Genomic DNA, 22,635 nt, shown 5'->3' on the forward strand with positions numbered 1-22,635 from the left:
TGTACAGAACACATCATCCGGCATCGCGCGGGAACTCGGCATCCGCGTCGGGAGTCCACCTAAGGGCTGGCCCATAATCCCCGGCGGACGCGCGGCGTCAGCTACGGCACCTCGCCGCGTTGTCGGAACGCCCCCATACACCCGGTATGGGGACGCCTCTCCGCCGTGCGATGCACCGCATCCGACGCCGCGCGCTGATCCACCAGGGATTACCGGACAGCCCTGAGGCGAGACAATGCGTACGAGTGGGCCGCGGGTGGATCTGAGGCACGACGCGTACGCAGACGGGTGGAGCGGATGGAACACACGAATCCGGAGAAAACGGCGAAGTCCGGTACCGGGGCCGGTGCGGACGCCGGGGAGCCGGGCTCTTCCGGTGTGTCCGGCCGGCGTTCGCCGCTGGCGTCGTTCTCGTACACCGCCGCCGACGAGGAGAAGCGGCGCGGCGTCCGCCGGATGAAGACCACCGCCACCGGTCTGCTGCTGCTCGTCGCCGTGATCTATGTGCTCGCGACCTGGGCGAAGGACTCCGGCGTCGGCGGCTGGCCCGGTTATGTCGCCGCGGCGGCCGAGGCCGGCATGGTGGGCGCGCTGGCCGACTGGTTCGCGGTCACGGCGCTCTTCCGGCGTCCGCTCGGCCTGCCCATCCCGCACACCGCGATCATCCCGAACAAGAAGGACCAGCTCGGCGCCTCGCTCGGCGCGTTCGTCGGAGAGAACTTCCTCTCCGCCGATGTCGTACGGGCTCGGCTGCGCGGCCTCGGCATCGGCGGCCGGCTCGGCGCCTGGCTGGCCGAACCCGACCATGCCGACCGGGTCACCGCCGAGCTGTCCACGGCGCTGCGCGGCGCGCTGACCGTCCTGCGGGACTCGGACGTCCAGGCGGTCGTCGGTGAGGCGATCACCCGCCGCGCGAACGCCGTCGAGATCGCTCCGGGCATCGGCAAGACCCTGGACAAGATCGTCTCCGACGGCGCACACCACCGGGCCGTCGACCTGATCTGCGCACGCGCGCACGACTGGCTGGTGGAGCACGGAGACTCGGTCGCGGACGCGATCCAGGGCGGGGCGCCCGGCTGGACGCCACGGTTCGTCGACCGCAAGGTCGGCGACCGCGTCTACAAGGAGCTGCTGCGCTTCGTCACGGAGATGCGCGACATGCCAGGCCATCCGGCGCGCGCCGCCATCGACCGCTTTCTGAGCGACTTCGCCACGGACCTCCAGTCGGACACCGAGACCCGGGCCCGGGTCGAACGTCTCAAGGGAGAGCTGCTGTCCCGCCCGGAGGTCCAGGACATCATCGCCTCGGCCTGGTCCTCCGTACGCGCCATGATCATGTCCGCCGCCGAGGACGACCGCAGCGAACTGCGCCTGCGGGCGCGCGCCTCACTGCTGTCACTGGGCAACAGACTCGCGACGGACGGCCGGTTGCAGGGCAAGCTGGAAGGCTGGATCGAGGACGCCGCCGCGTATGTCGTGTCCACGTACCGAGGCGAGATCACCTCGCTGATCTCGGACACGGTCGCGAGCTGGGACGCCGGCGACACATCCAAGAAGATCGAGGCGCACATCGGCCGTGACCTTCAATTCATCCGGATCAACGGCACGGTGGTGGGCGCCCTGGCCGGCCTGCTGATCTATACGGTCTCGCGCGCCCTGGGCGCGTAACGCGCCGTCGGAGCGGCCCATGACGGGCGGCGGCGTCCGTCGGCCACCGGCGGACGGCGCGAGTCGTGGCGCGCGCACGCGTTACAGCGGGCCCCAGCTTCGCGCGCGCTCCCTGAGTCTGCTGTGCACCAGGGCGAGGGACGGATTGGCGAGGCCGCCCGCGCGGATCGCCAGGTACAGGGTGTTCAGCGGAGGCGCTTCGGGCTGGTGCAGCATCTCGACCGAGCCCGCGGTGATGGCCGGATCGGCGAGATAGCGGGGAAGCACGGACACGCCCGCTCCCGCCACCACCGAGGCCAGTACGGCGCGCAGATCGGGCACCACGACCGAGACGGCGTTGGGCGGACGGCGGCCGAATTCGCTGCGCCAGTAGCGGCGGATGATCGGCAGCTCCTCGCCGTACGCGACGAGCGGCAGATGCGCCAGCGCCTTCACCGGCTCCTCGGCCAGCCGCGCGGCATCGACCGTACGCGCCAGGGCCGGCGGACCGACCAGCAGGAACTCCTCGTCGACAAACGGCGTCGCGACCAGATTCCTGGCCTCGGGACGGACGGCGGAGACCACCAGGTCGAGGCGTGCGTTCGCCAGCGCCGACAGCAGATCGTCCGCGAGCCCGAGAGTGATACGCAGCCGCAGTCCTCGGCTGGTCAGCGGAGCCAGCGCGGGCAGGACGCGGGCGGTCATCAGCTCACCGGCGCCGCCGATGTCCAGGCTGCCCAGATCGGCCGACCGGTCCTCGCCGGAGGCGAGCGCGTGCCGCAACTGGTCGAGCGGCATACCGACCCGCCGCGCCAGCTCGTCGCCTCGGGCGGTGGGGCGCACGCCTTGCCGGGAGCGTACGAACAGAGGACCGCCGAGCTGTTCCTCCAGCCGCGCGAGCCGGCCGCTCACCGCAGGCTGCGTCAGCCCAAGCCTGGCCGCGGCGGCGGTGATCGATCCGCACCGGTAGATCTCCAGGAAGGCCGACAGCAGATCGAGATCTCCCACGCAAGCCACCATCCATCACAGATTTTATGACCCGGAGAATCGTAGTGGATGAATTCTGATGACGTCCGCGGTTGTCACCACTGTCGCGGGAGAACCGCGGCCGGACGGTTGCCGGTGTTTGTCACCGACGCCGTACGGAACCGAGTAGGAAACAGAGGAACACGCGTCATGGCAAAGATCCTGATGGTCGTCTCCGGCGCCGACACGCTGACGCTGGCCGACGGCACGGCTCACCCCACCGGCTACTGGGCCGAGGAGGTCGCCGCCTCGCACGAGGTGCTGCGGGACGCCGGAGCGCAGGTCGACATCGCCACTCCGGGCGGAGTCCGGCCCACCGTCGACCCCATCAGCCTCGACGGGCGCGGTGGAGTGGAGGAGGCCGACGCGAAGCGGTTCCGCGCGTACCTCGACTCCATCGCGGACGCGCTGGCCGAGCCGCTGGTGCTCGCGGATGTCTCGGCGGCCGACTATGACGCCGTCTACATCCCCGGCGGCCACGGCCCGATGGCCGACCTCGCGCGCGACGCCGACCTCGGCCGGCTGCTCGACGAGACCGACCGCGACGGCCGGGTCATCGCCGCGCTCTGCCACGGCCCGGCGGCGCTGCTCAGCGCGGTGCGCGCGGACGGCGGCTTTGTCTTCGCCGGCCGTACACTCACCACCTTCACCGACGAGGAGGAGCACCAGGGCGGCCTTGGCGACGCCTCGCCGTACTTCGTCGAGGCGGAACTGCGCGAGCGTGGCGCGGTCATCGACGCGGGCCCGGCCTGGACGAGCAAGGTCGTCGTCGACGGCAATCTGATCAGCGGCCAGAACCCGCAGTCGAGCACGGACACGGCCCGCCAGGTCGTCGCGGCGCTGAAGATCTGACCGCGACGGGCGTACGGCACGGGCGCGCGGCCGGCCCGCCGTAGCGGCCCTGGCGCACTGCCGGAACCGGCCGGCCTCGTGGCTTCGGGCCTCGGGGGCGGCCGGTCTTGGTTTGGCTTCGGGCCTCGGGGGCGGCCGGTCTTGGTTTGGCTTCGGGCCTCGGGGGCGGCCGGTCTTGGTTTGGCTTCGAGCCTCGGGGACGGCCGGTCTCGGCCACCGGGTCGGTCAGGACCCGGTTGGACTCGGTGTGACCCGGTTCGGCCGGCTGTCAGGACTCGGTTCCTCAGGACTCGGTCCGGTCAGGACTCGGCCGGTCAGGACTCGGTCGGTCAGGACTCGGCCGGTCAGGACTCGGTCGGTCAGGACTCGGCCGGTCAGGACTCGGTCGGTCAGGACTCGGCCGGTCAGGACTCGGTCGGTCAGGACCCGGCTCGGCGGGTGACGGCCCAGGACGCGACCGCGACCCCGCCGGCCACCGCGAAGACGGCGGGCCAGGCCCCGACCTTCTTGGCGAGCGGGTGCGATCCGGCGAAGGCGGCGACATACGCGGCGCTCAGTCCGACCGCGGCCTTCGTCCCGCTGCTCCGCTGCCACTGGCGCGCGGCCACAGCGCCGGCGGCGGCCAGCGCGACTCCGCCGAGCGGCCGCTTCCTGGTCCACCGGGCGAGACCATAGCCACCGACGATCCCGCTCGCCGCCACGGCCGCTGCCGGAATCTCTGCCATCGCTGCCACCTCTGCCGTCTTCAACCGATCTGGACGTGATCGAGCCTAAGGGCTGTCCGCGCCACCGCAGGGGCCGCGCCGCGTTTGGAGGCCGCTCCGCGCGTCCCGTGCCATCCGCGTCCGCGCCACAACGCCGGCGCGACTGAGCGGGCACATCTGATGCCGGCGTCCCGTGAGCGTCTATTCTCAAAATTGCTCACAAATGCTCGCTCGGGGTGTAGGCTACGAGCATGAGCAGCAATATCCTCGTCGACGACACCACCCACGCCCAGATCACTCTTCTGGCCCGCGCCTGGAATGTGACGCCCGGGGAGGCCGTGCGCCGACTCGTCGAGCACTTCCAGCAGCCTTCCTCCGTCATCCAGCCCTCTGATGTCCCCGCGGGTCGGTATGTGGCCGTCCACGCCATCTACGACGGCGTGCGGGTTCCCGGCCTGTTTGATCCCACCACCCAGGCGCTCACGATCACCGAAGGCCCCGCCTCCGGCTCCTATCGCACTCCCAGCGGGGCAGCCGGCGCCGTACTGCAGGCTCTGAACCCACATGTGAAACCCAACCGCAACGGCTGGGGATTCTGGACGATTGACAGCAGCGGCGAGCTTCTGCAGACCCTGCGGCGACGCTAGAAAAAAATATCGCCGATTCTCCAAACTCACACTTGCTCACGTGACTGGTATCTGCTACTCTTGGTCGACTCTGGCGATGGTGCGTGCCGTCGCCGCCCGTACGGACAGGGGAGCCGCACTTGCACGACGACCGTGACCCACTGCTGAGCCAGCGCTCGGCCCTCGTTTTCCTGCTGGGCGCATGTGTGGGTATCGGGGCGACAGTTCTGGCTGCGTGGGGGGATGCCGGCCCGGCGACCGCCATGCTGACCGGCGGAGGCAGTTTCGGCGCCGGTGTCTACTTCTTCCACTCCATCATCGGCTGAGGCGCGCGAGCTCCCGTCAACGGCGCCGTGGGTGCGGGGACCGGCCTGCGGGCTCTCCGGGGTCGCGCTCCGGCGACGGCTCGTCCTGCCGGACCGGCGGCCGTGCTCTCCCAGGCTCTCTACGGCCATCCGGCCTGCCGGAATGCTCGCGGCGGAGGGGACACCGAGGATGGAGAGCGAGGCCGTATTCCTGGGCGGGCGGCTGTTACGGCGTGGAGAGCGGCCGTCCCGGCAAAGGCGGCAGCTCCGGCAAGGGCAAGGAGGGCCGTGTGCGAGCGATCGTCGTCAATGAGACGGGTCCCGCCGAAGTCCTGCGACTGGCGGACATCCCGGTGCCCCGGCCCGGTCCCGGTGAGATCACCATCGATGTCGACTACGCGGGCGTCGGCTTCGTGGACACGCTGCTGCGCGAAGGAATCCTGCCGATGCCACTGCCTTTCGTCCCGGGCATCGAAGTCACCGGGCGGGTCCGCGAGACCGGCCCTGGTGTCGAGGGCTGGAGCCTCGGCCGGCCGGTGGCCGCGCTCCTGAACGACTTCGGCCGCGCGGCGCGCGCCGGCGGCTACGCCGAAGTCGCCGTCGCCGCCGCGGACCTGGCGGTCCCTCTGCCCGAGGACGCCGACCTGGCTGCCATGGCGGCCGCTCTGTCCAATGGCGTCACCGCCTGGATGGCGCTGCACGACCTGGCACGTATCTGTCCCGGCGAGACCGTCCTGGTGCTCGGGGCGAGCGGCGGACTCGGCGGCATCACCGCGGGCCTGGCACGAGTCCTGGGCGCGGGCCGCGTCATCGGTGTACTGGGTTCGGACTCGGAGGCCAAACGGAACGCCGCGCTGGAGGCGGGCTGCACGGAAGTGATCACGGCCATGGAGCTGCCGGAGTCTCCGGGCGGGCTGGGCCTCGGACAGAGCCTTGGGCAGGGACTCGGACTGCGCCTTGGACAGGGCATCGATGTGGCCGTCGACCCGGTGGGCGGGCATCTCCGCAGCAAGGCCCTGGACGACCTCGCTCCGTTCGGCCGGCTGGTCATCCTGGGCGGCGCCAGCGGAGTCGACGAACCGCTGTCGGGCGACCTGATCTGGCAGGACACCAAGTCGGTCATGGGCCTGAACGTCGACGGCATCGCGCACCTGGCCCCGGCCCGAGTGGCGGACGCCGCGGCGGCGGTGGTCCAACTTGTCCACAGCGGCACCCTGCACCAGCCACCGCCCCACCTCCGCCCCTTGGCCCAAGCGGCCGAGGTCCACAGCGCGTTGAAGCACCGAGCGATCCCAGGAAAGACGGTCCTGACCCCGCACGCCCCGGCCTGACGCTCCCGCCGGCCTGCTTACGGCCGCAGCCGGCGCGACGGCGAGGGCCTCACTTCTCGTGGTCAGAGTCCAACGTGTCGTGGCCCAACGATGGTTCCACCGCCGCGAATCACTCAACCGGACTGCTGATGGCGCAGAGCGCGGGCCCAAGGCAGTTCAGTGGTCCCGGGCAGTTGAGCGTGTTGATCAAATTCGATCGGAAACCGCGCCGTCCTGTTCTAAATTTGTGCCATGGGCATACAAGATCTGCTTCGTGAGATTGCTACTACGTACGACGCGACAGCGGGGACGAAGCGGGATGTTAAGGGGCAGCTCGTCCTGCGTGCGGTCGCGAAGCGATCCGACCTACGACTCCCGCCGCCACTCTTCGCCAAGGGGTATGGGGGGCAGTCAACCGCTGCGGCGACGCCCTGGGTTGGCGTTTTCAATCCAGAGGTAAACAGTAACGCTGGGAAGGGGTTGTACCTGGCTTATATCTTTAGCGCGGATCTCCGGCAGGTGTGGCTGACGCTTCAGCAAGGAATTACGCATCTTGAGGACCGGCTCGGCAGAGGGGGAGCACGTCAAGAACACCTTCGGCGTCAGGCGACCAGGCTCCGTCGGGCAGTGGCTAATCGGCGAAGGAGTGGATGGGTGGATGAGCCTGAGTTGCGACACGAGGCTGATCGACCCAGGGCGTACGAAGCGGCTAGTGTTATCGCCCGCTCCTACAAACTATCCGATCTTCCTGTGGAGAGTATTCTCCGGGAAGATCTCGTTTATGCGGCAGGACTGCTAAAACGGGCGGATCTCGCGGACCGTCTGTGGTGGTCCGAGGATGGCCGCAGTCCGCTCGAAGTTAACTATGACCCTGATGGTCGTGTCGTAAACGAAGGTGATCCGCTTGCTGGATTTCACCCAAAGGATAGCTCTGACTACATCGCGAACATCATTGCCAGGCAACAGGTCAAGAAGCGCCATCATGAAGCGCTCATCGAGGACTTTGGCCTATATGTCGTGACACGTGGCTACATTCCGACCACTAGGTTGACGCATCCCAAGGATCTAGTGCTACACCGCCAGGACAATGAATCAGGTAACGGTGATGAATGGCTAGTGGAGGCGAAGGTTGTTCGCGCGGGAAATCCCACGGAGGCGGTACGGCAGGCCGTTGGTCAACTCTATGAATACAGTCACTTCTTGTATCACGAGCGCAAGCGTCGAGACCCGCATCTCATAGGTCTTTTCAGCGAGAATGTCGGCGTGTATTCAGGTTACTTGGAGCGGCGAGGAATCGCCTCAATTTGGTATTCCGGCGACGGATGGGATGGCTCACCCATGGCTGCCGATTGGGGAATGATTGGATAGAATTCTAGACTGCGGTTAATCGAGTAGAATTGATGAGGAGCTCTCCGCTAAGTCGGCGGTGACTCCTCCGGAAATCTATCAGCTCGCGCAGAAGATAGGGACGCGCCGGGGAGCCATCGTCCAGCGCGTCCGTCATCCAGGGTCTCCTCATCGGCATGTTCGATTTGTATTTCTAAGCGCTGTCCCGTAATCCCTGGTGGGTCAGCGCGCGGCGTCAGATGTGGTGGATCGTAAGGCGGAGGGGCGTCGCCATACTGGGTGTACGGGGGCGTTCCGACAACGCGGCGAGGTGCCGTAGCTGTCGTCGCGCGCCCGCCTGGGATTACGGGACAGCGCTTAGCAGCAGCCGCTGACATCCATGGGTGAGGGAACTGCAGAGAACCCGTTCTACGCCACCCCGTGGCACTCCCGGTACGCCTTGCCCGAGCCGCACCAGCAGGCCGCGTTGCGGGACGGGGGCCAGGGCGTGGCTCGGCCTCGGGCCGCGAGGGTGGTGGCGTACTGCGGGAGCAGGTTGGCATCGGAGGGAGTGGTGGCCTCCGAGGCGGCGAAGGCCTCGTACGAGGGGACGGTGCCCGTGACGATGCCCAGGTTGGGCGTGCCCGTGGAGGCGAGGTCGCGCAGGGACGCCTCCAGTTGGGTCAGGTGCGCCTCGTGCGAGGGATATTCGGTGGCCAGGGCCGGGTAGGCGGCGAGGAGTTCGCTCAGTTCCGGTTCCGGCCAGTGCAGCACCGCGACCGGGAACGGGCGGGACAGGGCCGTGCGGTAGGAGCCCAGTTCGGCGCGGAGGCGGGTGATCTCGGCCTGGAGTTCCGCCGGGTTGTCGGAGCCCAGGGCCCAGAGGCGCTTCGGGTCGTGGAGTTCGTCCAGCGAGACGTCCGCCTTGTGCAGGCGGTCGGCGAGGCCGTCCCGGGCGTCGTGGTCGCGGCCCAGCAGACGGCGGACGCGGTGGCGGCCGACGAGGAGGGACTGGATCGGATACGGGACCTCCTCGTCGGGTGAGAGGAGCAGATCCAGGGCCGTGGTGAAGGAGTCGTGGGCCGCTTCCAGCTCGTCGTGGGACTCCAGGGTCTCCGCCACGATCTCCCACGGCGCCGGGTCGAGCGGGGCCGCGGCGCGTACGCCGTCGATGATCGCGTGTGCCTCCGCCTCGTGGCCGTACTCCCAGAGGTTGGCCGCCTTCAGCGCCTTCACCAGATGAGGGCGTTCGGGCGAGGCCGCGAGGAGGGTGTCGTAGAGGCCGGTGGCGCGGTCGCGGGCGCCGGCCAGCTCCAGATGGGCCGCCGCCTGGAGAAGCAGCGGTTCGCGATCTTCCGGATACTGGGCCGCGGTGCGCAGCAGGCGCTCGGCTTCCGTGGTGTGGTCAGCAGGCATGTCGGGGCGCATGATGCACACCGTACTGCTGTACGGGGGCCCTGGCGGGGGGTTGCTGTGGCTCCGGAGCGTTACGGTCCGGACCGCCGAGGTGAGGGAGGCGCGGCCCGCTCCGTCTCCGCCGCGAGCGGTACAGCGACCGGTACCGACCGGTGAACCTCGCCCGCGGCGATCATGGGACAGACCTTAGGGTCCTGGTGTGTTCAGACACCGACCTCATCTGCTCTGGCTGCTGTTGCCCTTCGTACTGTTCCTGGTGGCGCCGCCCTGGGTGAACCGGGTGGAGCCCGTTGTCCTCGGCCTGCCGTTCCTCTCCCTGTGGCTGCTCGGCGCGACGCTGGTGACGCCGGCCGCGGTGTGGCTGGCGTACCGCGGAGACCGGCGGCTGTCGGCTCGGCGGCGGGAGGGCGCGAGATGAACGCGGCGGTCGCGACGACGATCTTCGGCGTCTTTATGGTCGGGACCGTCGCGCTCGGGCTGTTCGCGGTACGCGGACGCGGCGGCGGAGGCGGACTCGCCGAGTGGTCGGTGGGCGGGCGCAGTCTCGGCGCCGTCTTCATCTGGGTGCTGATGGCGGGAGAGAGCTACACCAGTTTCAGCTATCTGGGTGCGGCCGGCTGGGGCTACAACTATGGCGCTCCCGTGCTCTATGTGGTCGCCTATATGTCCTGCGGCTACGCCGTCGGCTATGTCGTCGGACCCATGTTGTGGAGCTACGCACGGCGCCACAATCTTGTGGGCATTACGGATATGGTCGCCCACCGCTTCGGCCGGCCCTGGCTCGGCGCCCTGGTGGCGTTGCTCGCGACCGTCTTTCTGCTGCCGTACATCCAGCTCCAGATCACCGGCATGGGTGTGGTCGTCTCGACCATCTCGTACGGTGCGATAAGCCTCAACTGGGGATATTTCATTTCCTTCGCGGTGACCACTGGATTTGTGGTGGTGAGCGGTCTGCGAGGCAGTGCCTGGGTGTCGGTGCTCAAGGACGTACTGGTGATCGGGACCCTGGGATTCCTGGCCGTCTATGTGCCGCTGCACTACTTCGACGGCTACGGGCCGCTGCTCGACCGGCTGGTGGCGGAGAAGCGCGAGTGGCTCACGCTCCCGGGCCATGGCGGCAGTGGCCTCGGCGGCGCGTGGTTCGTCACCACCTCGCTGCTGAACGCGCTGACGGTCGTCATCTTCCCGACCACCGTCGCCGGGTATCTGGGCGCGCGCAACGCCGACGCGCTGCGCCGCAACGCGATCTGGCTGCCCGCCTACAACGTGCTGCTCTTCGTGCCGATGGTGCTGGGCCTGGCGGCGCTCTTCGTCGTCCCGGGCCTGGCCGGCGCCGATTCGAACCTCGCGCTCTTCAAGCTGGTCGTCGACTCGCTTCCCGCCTGGGCGGTCGGGATCATCGGGGTCGCCGCGGCGCTCTCCTCGATTGTGCCGATGGCCGTGTTCATGCTGGTGATCGGGACGATGTGGGGCCGTAGCGTGCTCTCGCTCGTGCCGCGCTGGAAGGCACGGCAGAAGGGCGCCGCGCAGGTGGTGGTCGTCGCCGCCGGCACGGTCGCGCTGATACTGACGTACGCCGCGCCGAACACCCTCGTACGGCTCTCCCTCATCTCGTACGAAGGCATGGCGCAGCTCCTTCCCCTGCTGCTGCTCGGTCTGGTGTGGCGGCGGCTCACTCTGGCCGGCGGGCTGAGCGGGCTCGCGGTGGGAGTGGGTGTGGTGTGCGCGCTGGTCTTCACCGGACGCGACCCGGTGTGGGGCATAAACGCCGGGATCGTCGCGCTCGGCGCGAATCTGGTGGTGGCGCTGGCGGTGACCTACGCGGGACCGGCCGACCGGGACACCAGGCCGGACGGAGACGTACTGGCCCGCGATCCGCTCCTCGACGGTGTGCCCGACGGCGCCGACCGGCCCGATGGTGACTGGCCCGACGGCGCCGACCGGCCCGACAGTGACCGGCCCGACAGTGACCCGCTCATGGCGGATCCGGTGAGCGGCGATCCGGTGAGCGGCGATCCGGTAGGCGGCGATTCCGTCGGTGACGATCCGGTGGGCGGTGTCCGCTCGACGAAGGTCTGATCCGTCGCCGGCCTCGCTCCGGGCCACCTCCCGCCGCCTGCCGCGTCCATGACCCCTACGGCCGCCGGAGGCCGATCGTGTATAACGGTTGAAGTGGCTTTTGCCATACAGAAGCGTCGGCAGCCAGAAGCGTCGGCAGCCACCAGAAGCGTCGGCAGCCACCAGAAGCGTCGGCAGCCACCAGAAGTGCCGGCAGCCACCAGAAGTGCCGGCAGCCACCAGAAGCGCCGGCAGCGCCACGGTACGCGCCTGCGGCACCGGACGAGCGAGGAACGACAGCGACAGGAGGAGCAGACCATGGTCCGCAGCGCGCTGCGCCTGCTGCGCCCGGTCGGGCTGCTGCTCTTCCTTCTCACCGAAGTCCTGCTGATCGACGCGGGCAGCCTTTCCGCCGCCGTCGCGCTCGCCGCCACCGCCGCCGCGGGCTCCGCACTCGGCGTCTGCGCCGTCATCAGCGCGCGCTCCGTGCCCGCCGTGCCGCACCACCGGGTGCGGACGGCCATCCGCGACCGCGAGCAGCGCACCGCCTTCCTGCCTCAGCGAGATCCGGACGCGTCGGGCCGCACCAGGCCCCGAGCGCCAGGCCGTCGGCTGCCGACGGCCGCGTAGGGGCACGCCTCTTCGTTCCCGGAGCCTCGTACTCCGTACGTCCGGTTCTCCGTACCTCACACGGGTCGTCACGCCGAGCTGTCTCCCGCCGCGCTCGCGGCGCGGGCCGGCGGTTTCCGCCGCCGTGTCCCTCGCGTCCGCCGCGGCCAATCCGGCACGACGAGACCTCCGGAGGGCTCACCATGTCCGTTTTCGCCAATCTGGTCGGAAACCTCGCAGACCTGCTCCAGCCGCTGTTCCACACCGGTGCCGCAGCCGCGGCGATCATCCTCTTCACCGCCTGCGTACGGCTCGCGATCCATCCGCTCTCCCGGGCGTCGGCCCGTGGCCAGAAGGCCCGTACCAGGCTGGCGCCGCAGATCGCCGAACTGCGCAAGAAGCACGCCAAGAACCCGGAGCGCATGAAGAAGGCGCTGATGGAGCTGCACGCCGAGGAGAAGGTCTCGCCGTTGTCGGGCTGCCTGCCGAGCCTGCTGCAGATGCCCGCCTTCTTTCTGATGTACCACCTGTTCTCCAGCCGGCAGATCGGCGGCGAGCAGAACCAGCTTCTCGGCCACTCCCTGTTCGCCGCACCGCTCGGTGAGCGCTGGACGGACGCGCTCGCGCACGGCGGCGTGTTCGGTGGCGCGGGGCTGGTGTACGTGGCTCTCTTTGCGATCGTCGCCGGCGTCGCCACCTTCAACTTCCAGCGCACGAAGCGGCAGCTCGCGGCGGCGCCCGCGATGCCCGCGGGCCCGGACGGACAGCAGATGCCGGGCATGGGCGCGATGACGAAGATGATGCCGCTGCTCTCCTTCGCCACGCTTTTCACCGTCGCCGTGGTGCCGCTGGCGGCCGCGCTGTACGTGGTGACCAGCACGACCTGGACGGCGGCCGAGCGCTACTTCCTCTACCGGGACCTGCCGGTCGCCGGCGTGCTGGCCGCCGCCTGACGATCCAGGAAGTGAACGGGACTTGCAGAGTGATCCGATGTCTTGGAGGATCGCCAAGGCTCCCGATGGCCGTGCCCATCGGCCGGCCCACGCTCGATCCAGAGGGAGACAGAGACCATGAAGCTGCTGCGTGTCGGTACGGCGGGGTCGGAACGCCCCGCTCTTCTTGACGAGGACGGGGTGACCGTCCGGGACCTGTCCGGGCTGGTCAGAGACATCGACGGCGATCTGCTCGCCGATGATGCGGCCCTCGACCGGATCAGGGCGGCCGCCGTCGCCGGTGAGCTGCCCGTACTCGACGGAGCCGCGTCCCGGATCGGCCCGCCGCTCGGCCGGATCGGCAAAATCGTATGTATCGGTCTGAACTACCACGATCACGCGACGGAGACCGGCGCGGAGATTCCGACCGAGCCGATCATTTTCTTTAAGGCGCCGGACACAGTGGTCGGACCTGAGGACACCGTTCTGGTGCCGAGGAACAGCCGTAAGACGGACTGGGAGGTCGAGCTCGCGGTGGTCATCGGGCGCACCGCCCGCTATCTGGATTCGGCGGCGGACGGACTGGCGCATGTCGGCGGATACGCCGTCTCGCACGATGTCTCCGAGCGGGAGTTCCAGATCGAGCGCGGCGGCACCTGGGACAAGGGCAAGAACTGCGAGACGTTCAACCCGCTGGGCCCGTGGCTGGTGACGGCCGACGAGGTGCCGGACCCCCAGGCACTGTCGTTGAAGCTGAAGGTCAACGGCGAGGTCAAGCAGGACGGTACGACCGCCGACCAGATCTTCGGTGTCGGTGAGCTCGTGCGGTACGTCAGCCAGTTCATGACGCTGTATCCGGGCGATGTCATCAACACCGGTACACCGGCGGGTGTGGCGCTGGGCCAGCCGGAGCCGAAGCCCTATCTGCGGGCCGGAGACGTGGTGGAGCTGGAGATCGCGGGACTCGGCGCACAGCGCCAGGAGTTCAAGGACGCGTAGCGGCTGCCACCGGCGCGCCGCCGGTAGGTGTGACGCGTGGGTCGGGTGGTACGGCCGTCGTCCGTACCACCCGGCCCGTGGCGTCAGCCGCGCAGTCGCTCCAGCGCCTCGACCACCATCGCGTGGTCCTCGGCCTGCGGAAGTCCCGAGACCGTGACCGTACCGATGACTCCCGCGCCTTCCACCGCGATCGGGAACGAGCCGCCGTGGGCCGCGTACACATCGGGATCCAGCCGCGAGGAGTCCTCGAAGGTGGTGCCCTTGGCGCGGAAGCGGCTGCCGACCAGGAACGAACTCTCGCCGTACCGCTCCACGACCCGCCGCTTACGGTCGATCCAGGCGTCGTTGTCCGCCGACGAGCCGGGCAGCGCGCAGTGGAAGAGCTGCTGCGCGCCACGGCGGATGTCGATCGCCACCGGCGCCTGCCGCTCGCGCGCCAGCTCGACCAGCAGACCGCCCAGCGTCCACGCGTCGGCGTAGCTGAAGTGGCTCAGGACCAACCGAGCTTCCTGCGCTTCGAGTTCGGCCACACTGACCGCCGGGCCGCTCATGCCTGGACCTCCAGAGTGACCGTGCGGCCTTCGCGCGCCGAGAGCCGCGCCGCCTCCAGGACATCGAGGGCCGCCGCGGCCTCGTGCGCCGTCACCGGCGGTGCGGTGCCCTCGCGCAGTGCGGTGGCGATGCCCGCGTAGTAGGCGGGATAGTCGCCGGGCTCCGTCTCCACCGGGCTGCCGCCGCCTGTCAGCGGTGACTCGCCCGCGCCGATCCGGCCCCACAGCGACTCCGGCTCCACGCCCCAGCGCGCTTCCGTGCCGGGCCGCTTGCCTTCGCGCAGATCGGCCTCCTGTGGATCCAGGCCGTACTTCACATAGCCCGCCGCCGAGCCCAGCACGCGGAAGCGCGGGCCGAGCTGCGCGGTGGTGGCGCTGGCGTAGAGATGGGAGCGGACGCCGTTCGCGTGCGTGATCGCGACAAAGGTGTCGTCGTCGGTCTCGGCGCCGGGACGGCGTACGTCGGCCTCCGCGTAGACCTGTACCGCCGGGCCGAACAGCACCAGCGCCTGGTCGACGACATGGCTGCCGAGGTCGTACAGCAGCCCGCCGATCTCCTCCGCCGCGCCCGACTCGCGCCAGCCGCCCTTGAGCTGTGGACGCCAGCGCTCGAAGCGGGACTCGAAGCGCTGTACGTCGCCGAGCCGGCCGGTCTCGATGAGGCGGGCGAGAGTGAGGAAGTCGTTGTCCCAGCGGCGGTTCTGGAAGACGGAGAGCAGCAGCCCGCGCGCCTCGGCGAGCGCGGCCAGCTCGCGCGCCTCGGCGGCGCCGCCCGCGAGAGGCTTGTCCACGACCACCGGCAGACCGGCCTTGAGCGCGGCCGTGGCGATCGGGACATGTGTCTTGTTCGGTGAGGCGATGACGATCAGGTCGAGCTCACCGGCCCGCTCCCACAGCTCGTCCGGCGAGGCCGCGAACCGTACGTCCGGGAACTCGGCCCTCGCCTGCTCCCGGCGCTCCGGGTCGGACGTCACGACCGTGTCGAGAGCGAGGCCCTCGGTGGCGGCGATCAGCGGAGCGTGGAAGACGGAGCCCGCGAGGCCGTAGCCCACGAGTCCGACGCGCGGAGAGGTGCCGGTATCAGTCATACGTCCACTTAAGCAACGCTGTTGCCAAAGTGCAAGAGCGGTGGAGAATGGCGGATATGGCGGATGTGAACAGGAGCAACGGAGGGCAGGCGCGCCGAGCGGCTCACGCGGGTGCCAATCTGCCGGTGCTGCGCGGCCACAACGCGGCGCTCGTGCTCGATCTGCTGCGTACGGCGGGTGAGGGCGGCATCAGCCGGCTGGAGCTCGCCGAGCGCACCGGGCTCACGCCGCAGGCGGTCAGCAAGATCACGGCCCGGCTGCGGACGGAGGGGCTGGCGGCGGAGGCCGGCCGCCGTGCCTCCACGGGCGGCAAGCCCAGGACGGTGCTCCGGCTGGTCCCGTCGGCCGCGCACGCCGTGGGCCTGCATCTCGACCGCGACGAGCTGACGGCGGTCCTGGTGGACCTGGCCGGCACGCCGGTCGCCGTACGGAGCGTGCCGCTCGACCTCGGCACCGGGACCGAGCGGGTCGTGGAGGCGGCGGCGGCGCAGGTGGCGGCGGTGCGCGCGGCGGCGGTGACGACGGCCCAGGTGCGCACGGCCGAGGTGCGCACGGCCGGTGCGGTACGGCCGGACACGGCGTCGGGCGCCGGCGGTCTTCTCGGCGTCGGCGTCGCGATGCCGGGCCCGCTCGACCACGCCACCGGTGTGCCGCGGCGGGTCACCGGCTTTCCGCGGTGGGACGGCTTCCCGCTGCGTGATGTCCTCGCCGACCGCCTCGGTCTGCCCGTCGTACTGGACAAGGACACCAACGCCGCCGCGCTCGGCCTCTCCCTGCGCGACCCCGGCGACTCCTTCGCGTATCTCCATCTCGGTACGGGCCTGGGAGCCGGACTCGTCCTCGGCGGCGTCCTTCACCGCGGCGAGCGCACCGGAGCGGGCGAGTTCGGCCACCAGGTCATCCAGCTCGACGGGCCCGGGTGCGACTGCGGCAACCGCGGCTGTGTCGAGGCGCTCTGTCTGGCGGCCGTCGCCCGTGGCGATCTGGCGGAGGCGGCGCGGGTGCTCGGCACCGGAGCCGCGAACCTCGTCGGCCTGCTCGACATCGACCGTGTGCTGCTCGGCGGACGGACGATCACCGCGAACGAGGAGTGTTTTGTACGAGGAGTGGGCGCCGTGGTCGCCGGACGCGCGCCGGGCGCGGTCATCCCGGTGACCGTGGCCGGCGGCGGCGCGCACACGGTCGCGGAGGGAGCGGCGCAACTGGTCCTGGCGCCGGTGTTCGGCCACCGCCGGGGCCCGGAGCTGGCATGACGCGCCGGCCGGACGGCCGGGGCCGGTGACCGGGCTGATCAACTGGTCCGAGGTGCGGGCCGATCGGCGGTGCCGGGCGGTCGCCCAACTCGGCCAACTCGGCTAATAGGGTGTATTCATCCGATTTTTAGGCCATTCGAGTTCATAGTCCCCTGCGACGGCCGTCCACGCGTGCCAGTGTCGTGACTCTGGTGCGGCTCTTCGGCTCCACCGGAGAACACCCTCACCGCTTCCGCGATCAGCAAAGGCCAAGCGAACCATGCGACTTCGTCATGCTCTGGTGATCGGAGCCACCGCGGTCACGACATTGGCTCCGGTGGTGCTGCCCGCCGCGCCGTCGCTCGCGCGGGCGTCGGCGGCCCAGATGTCGCCCGCGACATCCGTACCCGAGGCCGTACCCGAGGCCGTGGCCGTCCGCCGGCAGGCGCGCGCCGCCGACGCCGGACGCACGGCTCTGTCCGGGCCGGTGCCGGGCGCTCAGGGCCGGCCGAAGTGCGGCAAGACGTCCGCCCGTGGCTTTCCGATCGAGACCCGTATCCATGGCGGCCCCGCCGCCTATCGGCCCGGAGGCGAGGCCGGGAACTGGTATCTCGATCTCACCAACACCGGCGCCGAGGCCTGCTCCGACATTCATCCCGTCGTCGTCCTCACCGACCGGGACCGGGTGCTCGGCACCTCCCAGGTGAAGCTGGAGATCTCGGACGACGAACGGCGCTGGCGGACGATGTCGCTGGAGAAGTCCGACGAAGACGAGGTCATCGGTGTTCTCGACGACGGCTCGCCGGGTTTCGCCGTACCGGCGGGCCGGACCGTCACCGTCCGCGCGCGGCTCGCCTTCGCGCCGGGAACGCGCTCCAACGAGATCGTGGTCAGCGCCGCGACCGTACAGCGCCGTGGTGACGACGGCGACTGGGTCGGCGTGTCCAACGACTACCGTTTCGCCGTCGACGGCGAGAGCAAGAACGGCGGCGCCGGAGGCGGCCCTCGCACCAGCGCGCCCTCCGCCTCTCCCTCGGCGACCGCCGGCCCGGCCCCGGCCGAACGGTCCGCTCCGACGGAGTCGGGCACGCCTGACGCCGCGTCGGCCCTGCCCGGCGCCGCCGGGACACCGGGCGACCTGGGCAGCGCCACACCGACGCCCACCGGCGCTCCCGCCGCCGACGGCACCGGCGCCGACAGCACCGCCGCAGAGCCCGCCGCCGAGCGATCCGGCGCCGCCGAGGAGCCGGCCGCCGAGGAACTGGCCGAGGAGGAACCGCTCGACGAGGAACCGGCCGAGGAGAAGCCGGCCGCCGCGGAACCCGGTGACGTTCCCAAGCCACGCGCCGTCGAGCGCGCCTCCGACGACACGACGTCACGCGCCGCCAAGCCGCGCGAGCTCGCCCGCACCGGCTTCGGCGACCTCATGGGCCGGTCGGCCGCCGCCGGATTCCTGGTCGCCGCCGGTGCCGCGCTGTTCATGGGCGTACGGCGGCTGCGCGGCAGGCGCCACTGAGCGCCGCCGCCGGACCAGCCGCGGCGGCCCATGTCGCTCTGCCGCCACCGGAGTTGAGCGAAGCCGACGGCCGCCCGGCGAGCGGTGAGCCGTCCGTACGGTGCGAGACCCTCCGAGGTGGTGACACCTCGGAGGGTCTCCGGCGCCCGGTGGACGGCTCTGCCGCCCGCCGGGCGCCCTGGTTAGGCTGGGCGTGTCCGGCCTGACCGCATGGTGTCGGGCGGATCCGGACAGCGGATTATTGGCCACCGCAGAGCGGAGAACAGTCCAGTGGCAGAGCGCAAGCCGATCGAATCGTGGCTCACCGACATGGACGGTGTCCTCATTCACGAAGGGGTTCCGATCCCCGGCGCCGCCGAGTTCATCAAGCGACTGCGGGAGTCGGGCAAGCCCTTTCTCGTCCTTACCAACAATTCCATCTACACACCGCGCGATCTACAGGCCCGGCTGGCCAGGATGGGTCTCGACGTACCTGTGGAGAACATCTGGACCTCGGCGCTCGCCACCGCCAAGTTCCTGGAGGACCAGCGGCCCGGCGGTACGGCGTATGTCATCGGCGAGGCCGGGCTGACCACCGCCCTGCATGACATCGGCTACATCCTCACCGACCACGAGCCGGACTATGTGGTGCTCGGCGAGACCCGTACGTACAGCTTCGAGAGCCTGACCAGAGCGATCCGGCTGATCAACGGCGGCGCGCGGTTCATCTGCACCAACCCCGACGAGACCGGCCCCTCGACGGAGGGCCCGCTGCCCGCCACCGGCGCGGTGGCCGCGCTGATCACCAAGGCGACCGGCCGGGATCCGTACTTCGCGGGCAAGCCGAACCCGCTGATGATGCGGACCGGACTCAACGCCATCGGCGCGCACTCCGAGACCAGCGCGATGATCGGTGACCGCATGGACACCGATGTGCTGGCCGGTCTGGAGGCCGGGATGGAGACCATCCTGGTGCTGACCGGCGTGACGGGAGAGGCCGATATCGACCGCTATCCGTTCCGTCCCTCCACGGTCGTTGACTCGATCGCCGATCTTGTGGACCGCGTCTGAGCACGTCAGAGCGGCGTACGGGTCAGTAATCGGTCTCTGCGGATGCGAGAACCGGTGGCGCGAGTGAGTCTCTTGTTATCAGGAGGTTCACGATGCGTACAGGTTTGCTCGCACTCCGTGCCGCAGGGGCGGCTGCCGTCCTCGTGGCCGCGCCTGTCCTCGGCCTTGGCGCCGCCCACGCGCAGGCCCGTGAATCCGCGCGGGGCCCGGTCGCTCCGGTCGCCGTGGCTCACGACGACGCGGCCGGGATCCAGGCCAGTGGCTGCGAGAGTTCGCCGATCCTGGCCTCGTCCCAGGCCCTCGCCGGCGAGCCGCGGCCTTCGGGCCGGGACAGGAAAAGCGACGGCGACGGAGGCCGGGATGCGGCACCGTCCCGGGACACGAGAAACAGGTCGTCCGCCGTCGCGGGCAACCATGGAATCAACGTCAGATGCGACGGACAGGGACACGGCCGGGGTCGCGGCCGGTCCGGCTCGGGCGACGCCCGGGTCCTTCACCATGGCCGTCCGACACCGTTCGCGCCGGTACGGGCCGGTGGCGGCGGTGCGGCGACGCTCGCCGCGGACCGGAAAGCCGACGTCGAGGAGACCGGCCCCGGCATTCCGCAGGCCGTGATCGGCCTCGTCCTGGCGAGTGTGGCCGCCGTCGCCGTGGCCCTGCGCAGCGCACGGCGCCAGCGCAGGGCCCCACGGGACTCGGACTGACATGTTCTCGTTCTCGGGGAAACGGCACGGCGTCACGGGCAGCGGCAGGCTGCTCACCGGCGTGGCCTGGGCCGTACTGCTGCTCGGGCTGTCGCTGTGGGGCCGCGGCGGAGTCGAGGGCTCCGCCCGTTTGTCGGCGCCCACCACCGGCGATGTGGCGGCCGTCGGCCGGCCGCCGGGCGTGGCTCTGCCACCGGCCAGGGCTCCGCTGAAGCCGGCCGAGCCGCGGCGGGTGGAAGTGCCGTCGATAGGGATCGAGGCGCCCGTCGTGGTCCGCGGGCTCGATGGCACCGGTGCGGTCGCGCCGCCGCCGTCCGCGACGCCGCACGCGGTGGGCTGGTACGGCGGCGGTGTCCAGCCGGGCTCCGCGGGCACCGCGCTCTTTGTCGGCCATGTCGACACCGAGACCAGACCGGCCGTCTTCTACGGACTGAGCGGCGCCCGGCCCGGCGGCAAGGTCCGGGTGAGCAGGACCGACGGCTCGGTCGCGGAATTCACCATCAACGATGTCCAGGTCGTCAGCCGGGACCGGTTCGACGCGGAGAAGGTCTACGGGACCCGGGAGAACTCCCGCGCGGAGCTGCGGCTGATCACCTCCGGCGGCACCTTCGACCGGGAGTCCCGCGCCTACACGGCGAATGTGGTGGTGTCGGCGTATCTGACCGGCGTGACCGAGTCACGCGCCGGCTGACCACGCGCCGCCAGGGCCTGTGTCTGTCCAGCGCCTCCGCGTATCCAGGGCCTCCGTGTATCCAGCGCCTACGCGTACGGCTTGTTGTGGACTGACGTGTACGGGCTGATCGAAGCGGCCGGGACCGGCGGAAGAGCGCCGGTCCCGGCCGCTTCCGCCGCGGCGGCCCAGTGGCCCGGCCGAGTGTCCGCCGGATGACTCCGGTGTCCCAAGTCGCCACGGGCCCAGGGCCGTTCGGGACCTCGGCCGGCCGCTCTCCCGGAGCCGTCCGAGATGAGTCAGGTGTCTTCGTCCGAACGAGCGAAGCCCCCTCACCTGGAGTGAGGGGGCTTCGACTGTGCGTGCGCCGCCAGGGACTCGAACCCCGGACCCGCTGATTAAGAGTCAGCTGCTCTAACCAACTGAGCTAGCGGCGCCTGCTGACCTGGAGAACTCTACCCGATCGGTATGAGTGGTCCCCACCATTCGATGAGCGTTGCGGCCTGTCGGATTGTCCTTTCTTACCGTTGATCCGTCAAAATGTGATTTGCCCGGACAGTTGGGACGTCGGCGCCGTGCGGCCGCGTCGGAAGATCTTGTTGAGTGTGGAGAGGATCACATGGCCGTCCCGGTCTTCGAGGAGTACGAGCCCGCTCTCGACTGCCCCTGCGCCGGATGCGCCGAGCAGCGGCGCGATCTGGCCCGAGGGCTTCCGGTACGGGCCGGCGGCCACCCGGCGGCGCACGGCGCACGGCGGGCGCTGGTCCTGGTCACCGCCGCGGGTGTCGCTCTGGGCGCGACGGCCGCGGCCGCGGATCTGGCGCGGGCCGAGAATCCGCCGTCCGGTCCGGCCGGTCCACTGAGCGGTCCGGCGCGTACGGACGCGGCGGCCTTCGATCCGGAGCCGGTGAACCCGCAGGGCGGCGTCGGTCCGCTGCACGGCCGGCCTCTGCCGGGCCCGCCCGGCTCCGGATACCGCCCGCCGGCGCTGCGCAAGTCCACCCGGGCCGACATCATCAACCGCGCCAAGCGCTGGGTGGACGCGCGGGTGCCGTACAGCATGGACAGGTACTGGTACGACGGATACCGCCAGGACTGCTCCGGCTATGTCTCGATGGCCTGGAATCTCGGCGGCAACGAGTGGACGGGCAGCCTCGCGGAGTTCGGTGTGCGGGTCGAGTGGGACGATCTTGAGCCGGGCGACATCCTTCTTTTCCACAATCCGTCCGACCCGAACCGGGGCTCGCACGTCACGATCTTCGGCGGCTGGACGGAGTACACGCACTCCTACTACATGGCGTACGAGCAGACGCAGACGCACACCCGGATGCAGCCCACACCGCTGGCGTACTGGAGCAACTCCCGCCACTACGAGGCGTACCGCTACCGGGAGCTGACCGGCGGAGGCGTCGACAGCGAGCCGGTCACCGACGGTGTGGACGCCGGAACCGGTACGGCGGCCTCGCCGGAGTTTCCTGGTGCCTCGGCCTTCGGGACCGGCGCCAACAACGCCTACGTCACCCGGCTCGGCGAGATGCTGACGCGGCGCGGCGGCGCCGGCTTCTACCGCCAGGGACCGGGGCCACGCTGGGGTGAGGCGGACCGGCGGGCCACTCAGGCGTTCCAGCTCGCGCAGGGCTGGCGGGGCTCGGCGGCGGACGGGCTGCCGGGACAGCAGACCTGGCGGTATCTGGTGAACGGTCTCGGCAAGGACATCAAGGGTGCGCCGGTGCCCGTGTCCGTGCCCACGGACACCGGTGGCACGGCGGAGGCGTCGGTGTTCCCGGGCTCCGGATACTTCCGGCCGGGCCAGTCCAACTCGTATGTCGCGCGGCTCGGCAGACAGCTCATGAGAAAGGGCTTCGGCAGGCACTACCTCTCCGGGCCGGGCCCGCGCTGGACCGAGGCCGACCGGCGCAATGTCGAGGCATTCCAGCGGGCGCAGGGCTGGCGGGGAACCGCGGCCGACGGATATCCGGGCCCGCAGACCTGGCGGCGACTCTTCGCATGACGG

General features: G+C 70.2%; 22 protein-coding genes and 1 tRNA gene. 17 read left to right on the plus strand and 6 right to left on the minus strand.

All coding sequences use genetic code 11. The features are described from left to right. Positions 1-297 precede the first annotated feature (297 nt). Positions 298-1,668 (plus strand): DUF445 domain-containing protein, encoded by a 1,371-nt coding sequence (locus PV679_RS00620; RefSeq protein WP_319678169.1) that lies wholly within the window; start codon positions 298-300, stop codon positions 1,666-1,668. 81 nt (positions 1,669-1,749) lie between these two features. On the opposite strand, the gene PV679_RS00625 is transcribed toward PV679_RS00620, so the two are convergent. Beyond that, on the minus strand, positions 1,750-2,667 hold the full coding sequence (locus PV679_RS00625; protein ID WP_319678170.1) for a LysR family transcriptional regulator: 918 nt from the start codon (positions 2,665-2,667) through the stop codon (positions 1,750-1,752). A gap of 156 nt (positions 2,668-2,823) precedes the next feature. Between PV679_RS00625 and PV679_RS00630 the strand changes: the two genes are divergently transcribed. Next, positions 2,824-3,525, plus strand: coding sequence for a type 1 glutamine amidotransferase domain-containing protein (locus PV679_RS00630; protein WP_319678171.1), 702 nt, complete (start codon positions 2,824-2,826; stop codon positions 3,523-3,525). Between the two features lie 419 nt (positions 3,526-3,944). Here the strand turns inward: PV679_RS00630 and PV679_RS00635 are convergent, their stop codons facing one another. After that, on the minus strand, positions 3,945-4,250 hold the full coding sequence (locus PV679_RS00635) for a hypothetical protein (protein ID WP_319678172.1): 306 nt from the start codon (positions 4,248-4,250) through the stop codon (positions 3,945-3,947). 230 nt (positions 4,251-4,480) lie between these two features. Here PV679_RS00635 and PV679_RS00640 point away from each other — a divergent pair, with 230 nt between their 5' ends. The 4 genes from PV679_RS00640 (at position 4,481) to PV679_RS00655 (ending at position 7,838) form a co-directional block, all read left to right on the plus strand. Then, positions 4,481-4,876, plus strand: coding sequence for a hypothetical protein (locus PV679_RS00640; RefSeq protein WP_319678173.1), 396 nt, complete (start codon positions 4,481-4,483; stop codon positions 4,874-4,876). Positions 4,877-4,995: 119 nt separating this feature from the next. After that, complete coding sequence (locus tag PV679_RS00645; protein ID WP_319678174.1) at positions 4,996-5,181, plus strand: hypothetical protein; 186 nt, start codon at positions 4,996-4,998, stop codon at positions 5,179-5,181. Between the two features lie 269 nt (positions 5,182-5,450). Then, positions 5,451-6,491, plus strand: a complete 1,041-nt coding sequence (locus PV679_RS00650) for a quinone oxidoreductase family protein (RefSeq protein WP_319678175.1) — start codon at positions 5,451-5,453, stop codon at positions 6,489-6,491. Positions 6,492-6,722: 231 nt separating this feature from the next. Further along, complete coding sequence (locus PV679_RS00655; protein WP_319678176.1) at positions 6,723-7,838, plus strand: MrcB family domain-containing protein; 1,116 nt, start codon at positions 6,723-6,725, stop codon at positions 7,836-7,838. 387 nt (positions 7,839-8,225) lie between these two features. Here PV679_RS00655 and PV679_RS00660 read toward each other — a convergent pair whose 3' ends face one another. After that, the gene (locus PV679_RS00660; RefSeq protein ID WP_319678177.1) at positions 8,226-9,224 is read right to left on the minus strand and encodes an SEC-C domain-containing protein; all 999 of its coding nucleotides are present in this window, start codon (positions 9,222-9,224) and stop codon (positions 8,226-8,228) included. A 187-nt stretch (positions 9,225-9,411) separates the two neighbouring features. Here PV679_RS00660 and PV679_RS00665 point away from each other — a divergent pair, with 187 nt between their 5' ends. The 5 genes from PV679_RS00665 (at position 9,412) to PV679_RS00685 (ending at position 13,810) form a co-directional block, all read left to right on the plus strand. Further along, positions 9,412-9,630, plus strand: coding sequence for a DUF3311 domain-containing protein (locus tag PV679_RS00665; RefSeq protein WP_319678178.1), 219 nt, complete (start codon positions 9,412-9,414; stop codon positions 9,628-9,630). Beyond that, positions 9,627-11,291, plus strand: coding sequence for a sodium:solute symporter family protein (locus PV679_RS00670; RefSeq protein ID WP_319678179.1), 1,665 nt, complete (start codon positions 9,627-9,629; stop codon positions 11,289-11,291). The genes PV679_RS00665 and PV679_RS00670 overlap by 4 nt, the downstream gene beginning before the upstream one ends. Before the next feature lie 297 nt (positions 11,292-11,588). Further along, positions 11,589-11,900 carry a DUF6412 domain-containing protein gene (locus PV679_RS00675; protein ID WP_319678180.1) on the plus strand — a complete coding sequence of 104 codons (312 nt, stop codon included), beginning with the start codon at positions 11,589-11,591 and terminating at the stop codon, positions 11,898-11,900. 182 nt (positions 11,901-12,082) lie between these two features. Then, a complete protein-coding gene (locus PV679_RS00680; protein ID WP_319678181.1) occupies positions 12,083-12,832 on the plus strand; it encodes a YidC/Oxa1 family membrane protein insertase in 750 nt (249 codons plus the stop codon). A gap of 117 nt (positions 12,833-12,949) precedes the next feature. Then, positions 12,950-13,810, plus strand: a complete 861-nt coding sequence (locus tag PV679_RS00685) for a fumarylacetoacetate hydrolase family protein (protein WP_319678182.1) — start codon at positions 12,950-12,952, stop codon at positions 13,808-13,810. Between the two features lie 83 nt (positions 13,811-13,893). Here the strand turns inward: PV679_RS00685 and PV679_RS00690 are convergent, their stop codons facing one another. Both PV679_RS00690 and PV679_RS00695 read right to left on the minus strand, forming a co-directional pair. After that, positions 13,894-14,361 (minus strand): heme-degrading domain-containing protein, encoded by a 468-nt coding sequence (locus PV679_RS00690; RefSeq protein ID WP_319678183.1) that lies wholly within the window; start codon positions 14,359-14,361, stop codon positions 13,894-13,896. Continuing rightward, complete coding sequence (locus tag PV679_RS00695) at positions 14,358-15,449, minus strand: Gfo/Idh/MocA family oxidoreductase (protein WP_319678184.1); 1,092 nt, start codon at positions 15,447-15,449, stop codon at positions 14,358-14,360. The genes PV679_RS00690 and PV679_RS00695 overlap by 4 nt, the downstream gene beginning before the upstream one ends. A 56-nt stretch (positions 15,450-15,505) precedes the next feature. Between PV679_RS00695 and PV679_RS00700 the strand changes: the two genes are divergently transcribed. The 5 genes from PV679_RS00700 to PV679_RS00720 all read left to right on the plus strand — a co-directional run bounded on the left by PV679_RS00700 (position 15,506) and on the right by PV679_RS00720 (position 20,642). Next, entirely contained in the window at positions 15,506-16,702 is a 1,197-nt protein-coding gene (locus PV679_RS00700; RefSeq protein WP_319678185.1) for an ROK family transcriptional regulator, read from the plus strand. A gap of 259 nt (positions 16,703-16,961) precedes the next feature. Further along, the gene (locus tag PV679_RS00705) at positions 16,962-18,197 is read left to right on the plus strand and encodes a hypothetical protein (RefSeq protein WP_319678186.1); all 1,236 of its coding nucleotides are present in this window, start codon (positions 16,962-16,964) and stop codon (positions 18,195-18,197) included. A 270-nt stretch (positions 18,198-18,467) separates the two neighbouring features. After that, positions 18,468-19,247, plus strand: a complete 780-nt coding sequence (locus PV679_RS00710; RefSeq protein ID WP_319678187.1) for an HAD-IIA family hydrolase — start codon at positions 18,468-18,470, stop codon at positions 19,245-19,247. A gap of 92 nt (positions 19,248-19,339) precedes the next feature. Further along, complete coding sequence (locus PV679_RS00715; RefSeq protein WP_319678188.1) at positions 19,340-19,951, plus strand: hypothetical protein; 612 nt, start codon at positions 19,340-19,342, stop codon at positions 19,949-19,951. A gap of 1 nt (position 19,952) precedes the next feature. Next, positions 19,953-20,642, plus strand: coding sequence for a class F sortase (locus PV679_RS00720; RefSeq protein WP_319678189.1), 690 nt, complete (start codon positions 19,953-19,955; stop codon positions 20,640-20,642). A 342-nt stretch (positions 20,643-20,984) separates the two neighbouring features. Here the strand turns inward: PV679_RS00720 and PV679_RS00725 are convergent. Beyond that, positions 20,985-21,058, minus strand: a tRNA-Lys gene (locus tag PV679_RS00725). Between the two features lie 182 nt (positions 21,059-21,240). Between PV679_RS00725 and PV679_RS00730 the strand changes: the two genes are divergently transcribed. Next, entirely contained in the window at positions 21,241-22,632 is a 1,392-nt protein-coding gene (locus PV679_RS00730) for a peptidoglycan-binding protein (protein ID WP_319678190.1), read from the plus strand. The last annotated feature ends 3 nt before the right edge of the window (positions 22,633-22,635 follow it).

Source organism: Streptomyces sp. AK02-01A (assembly GCF_033795305.1).
In the GTDB taxonomy this organism is placed as follows: domain Bacteria; phylum Actinomycetota; class Actinomycetes; order Streptomycetales; family Streptomycetaceae; genus Streptomyces.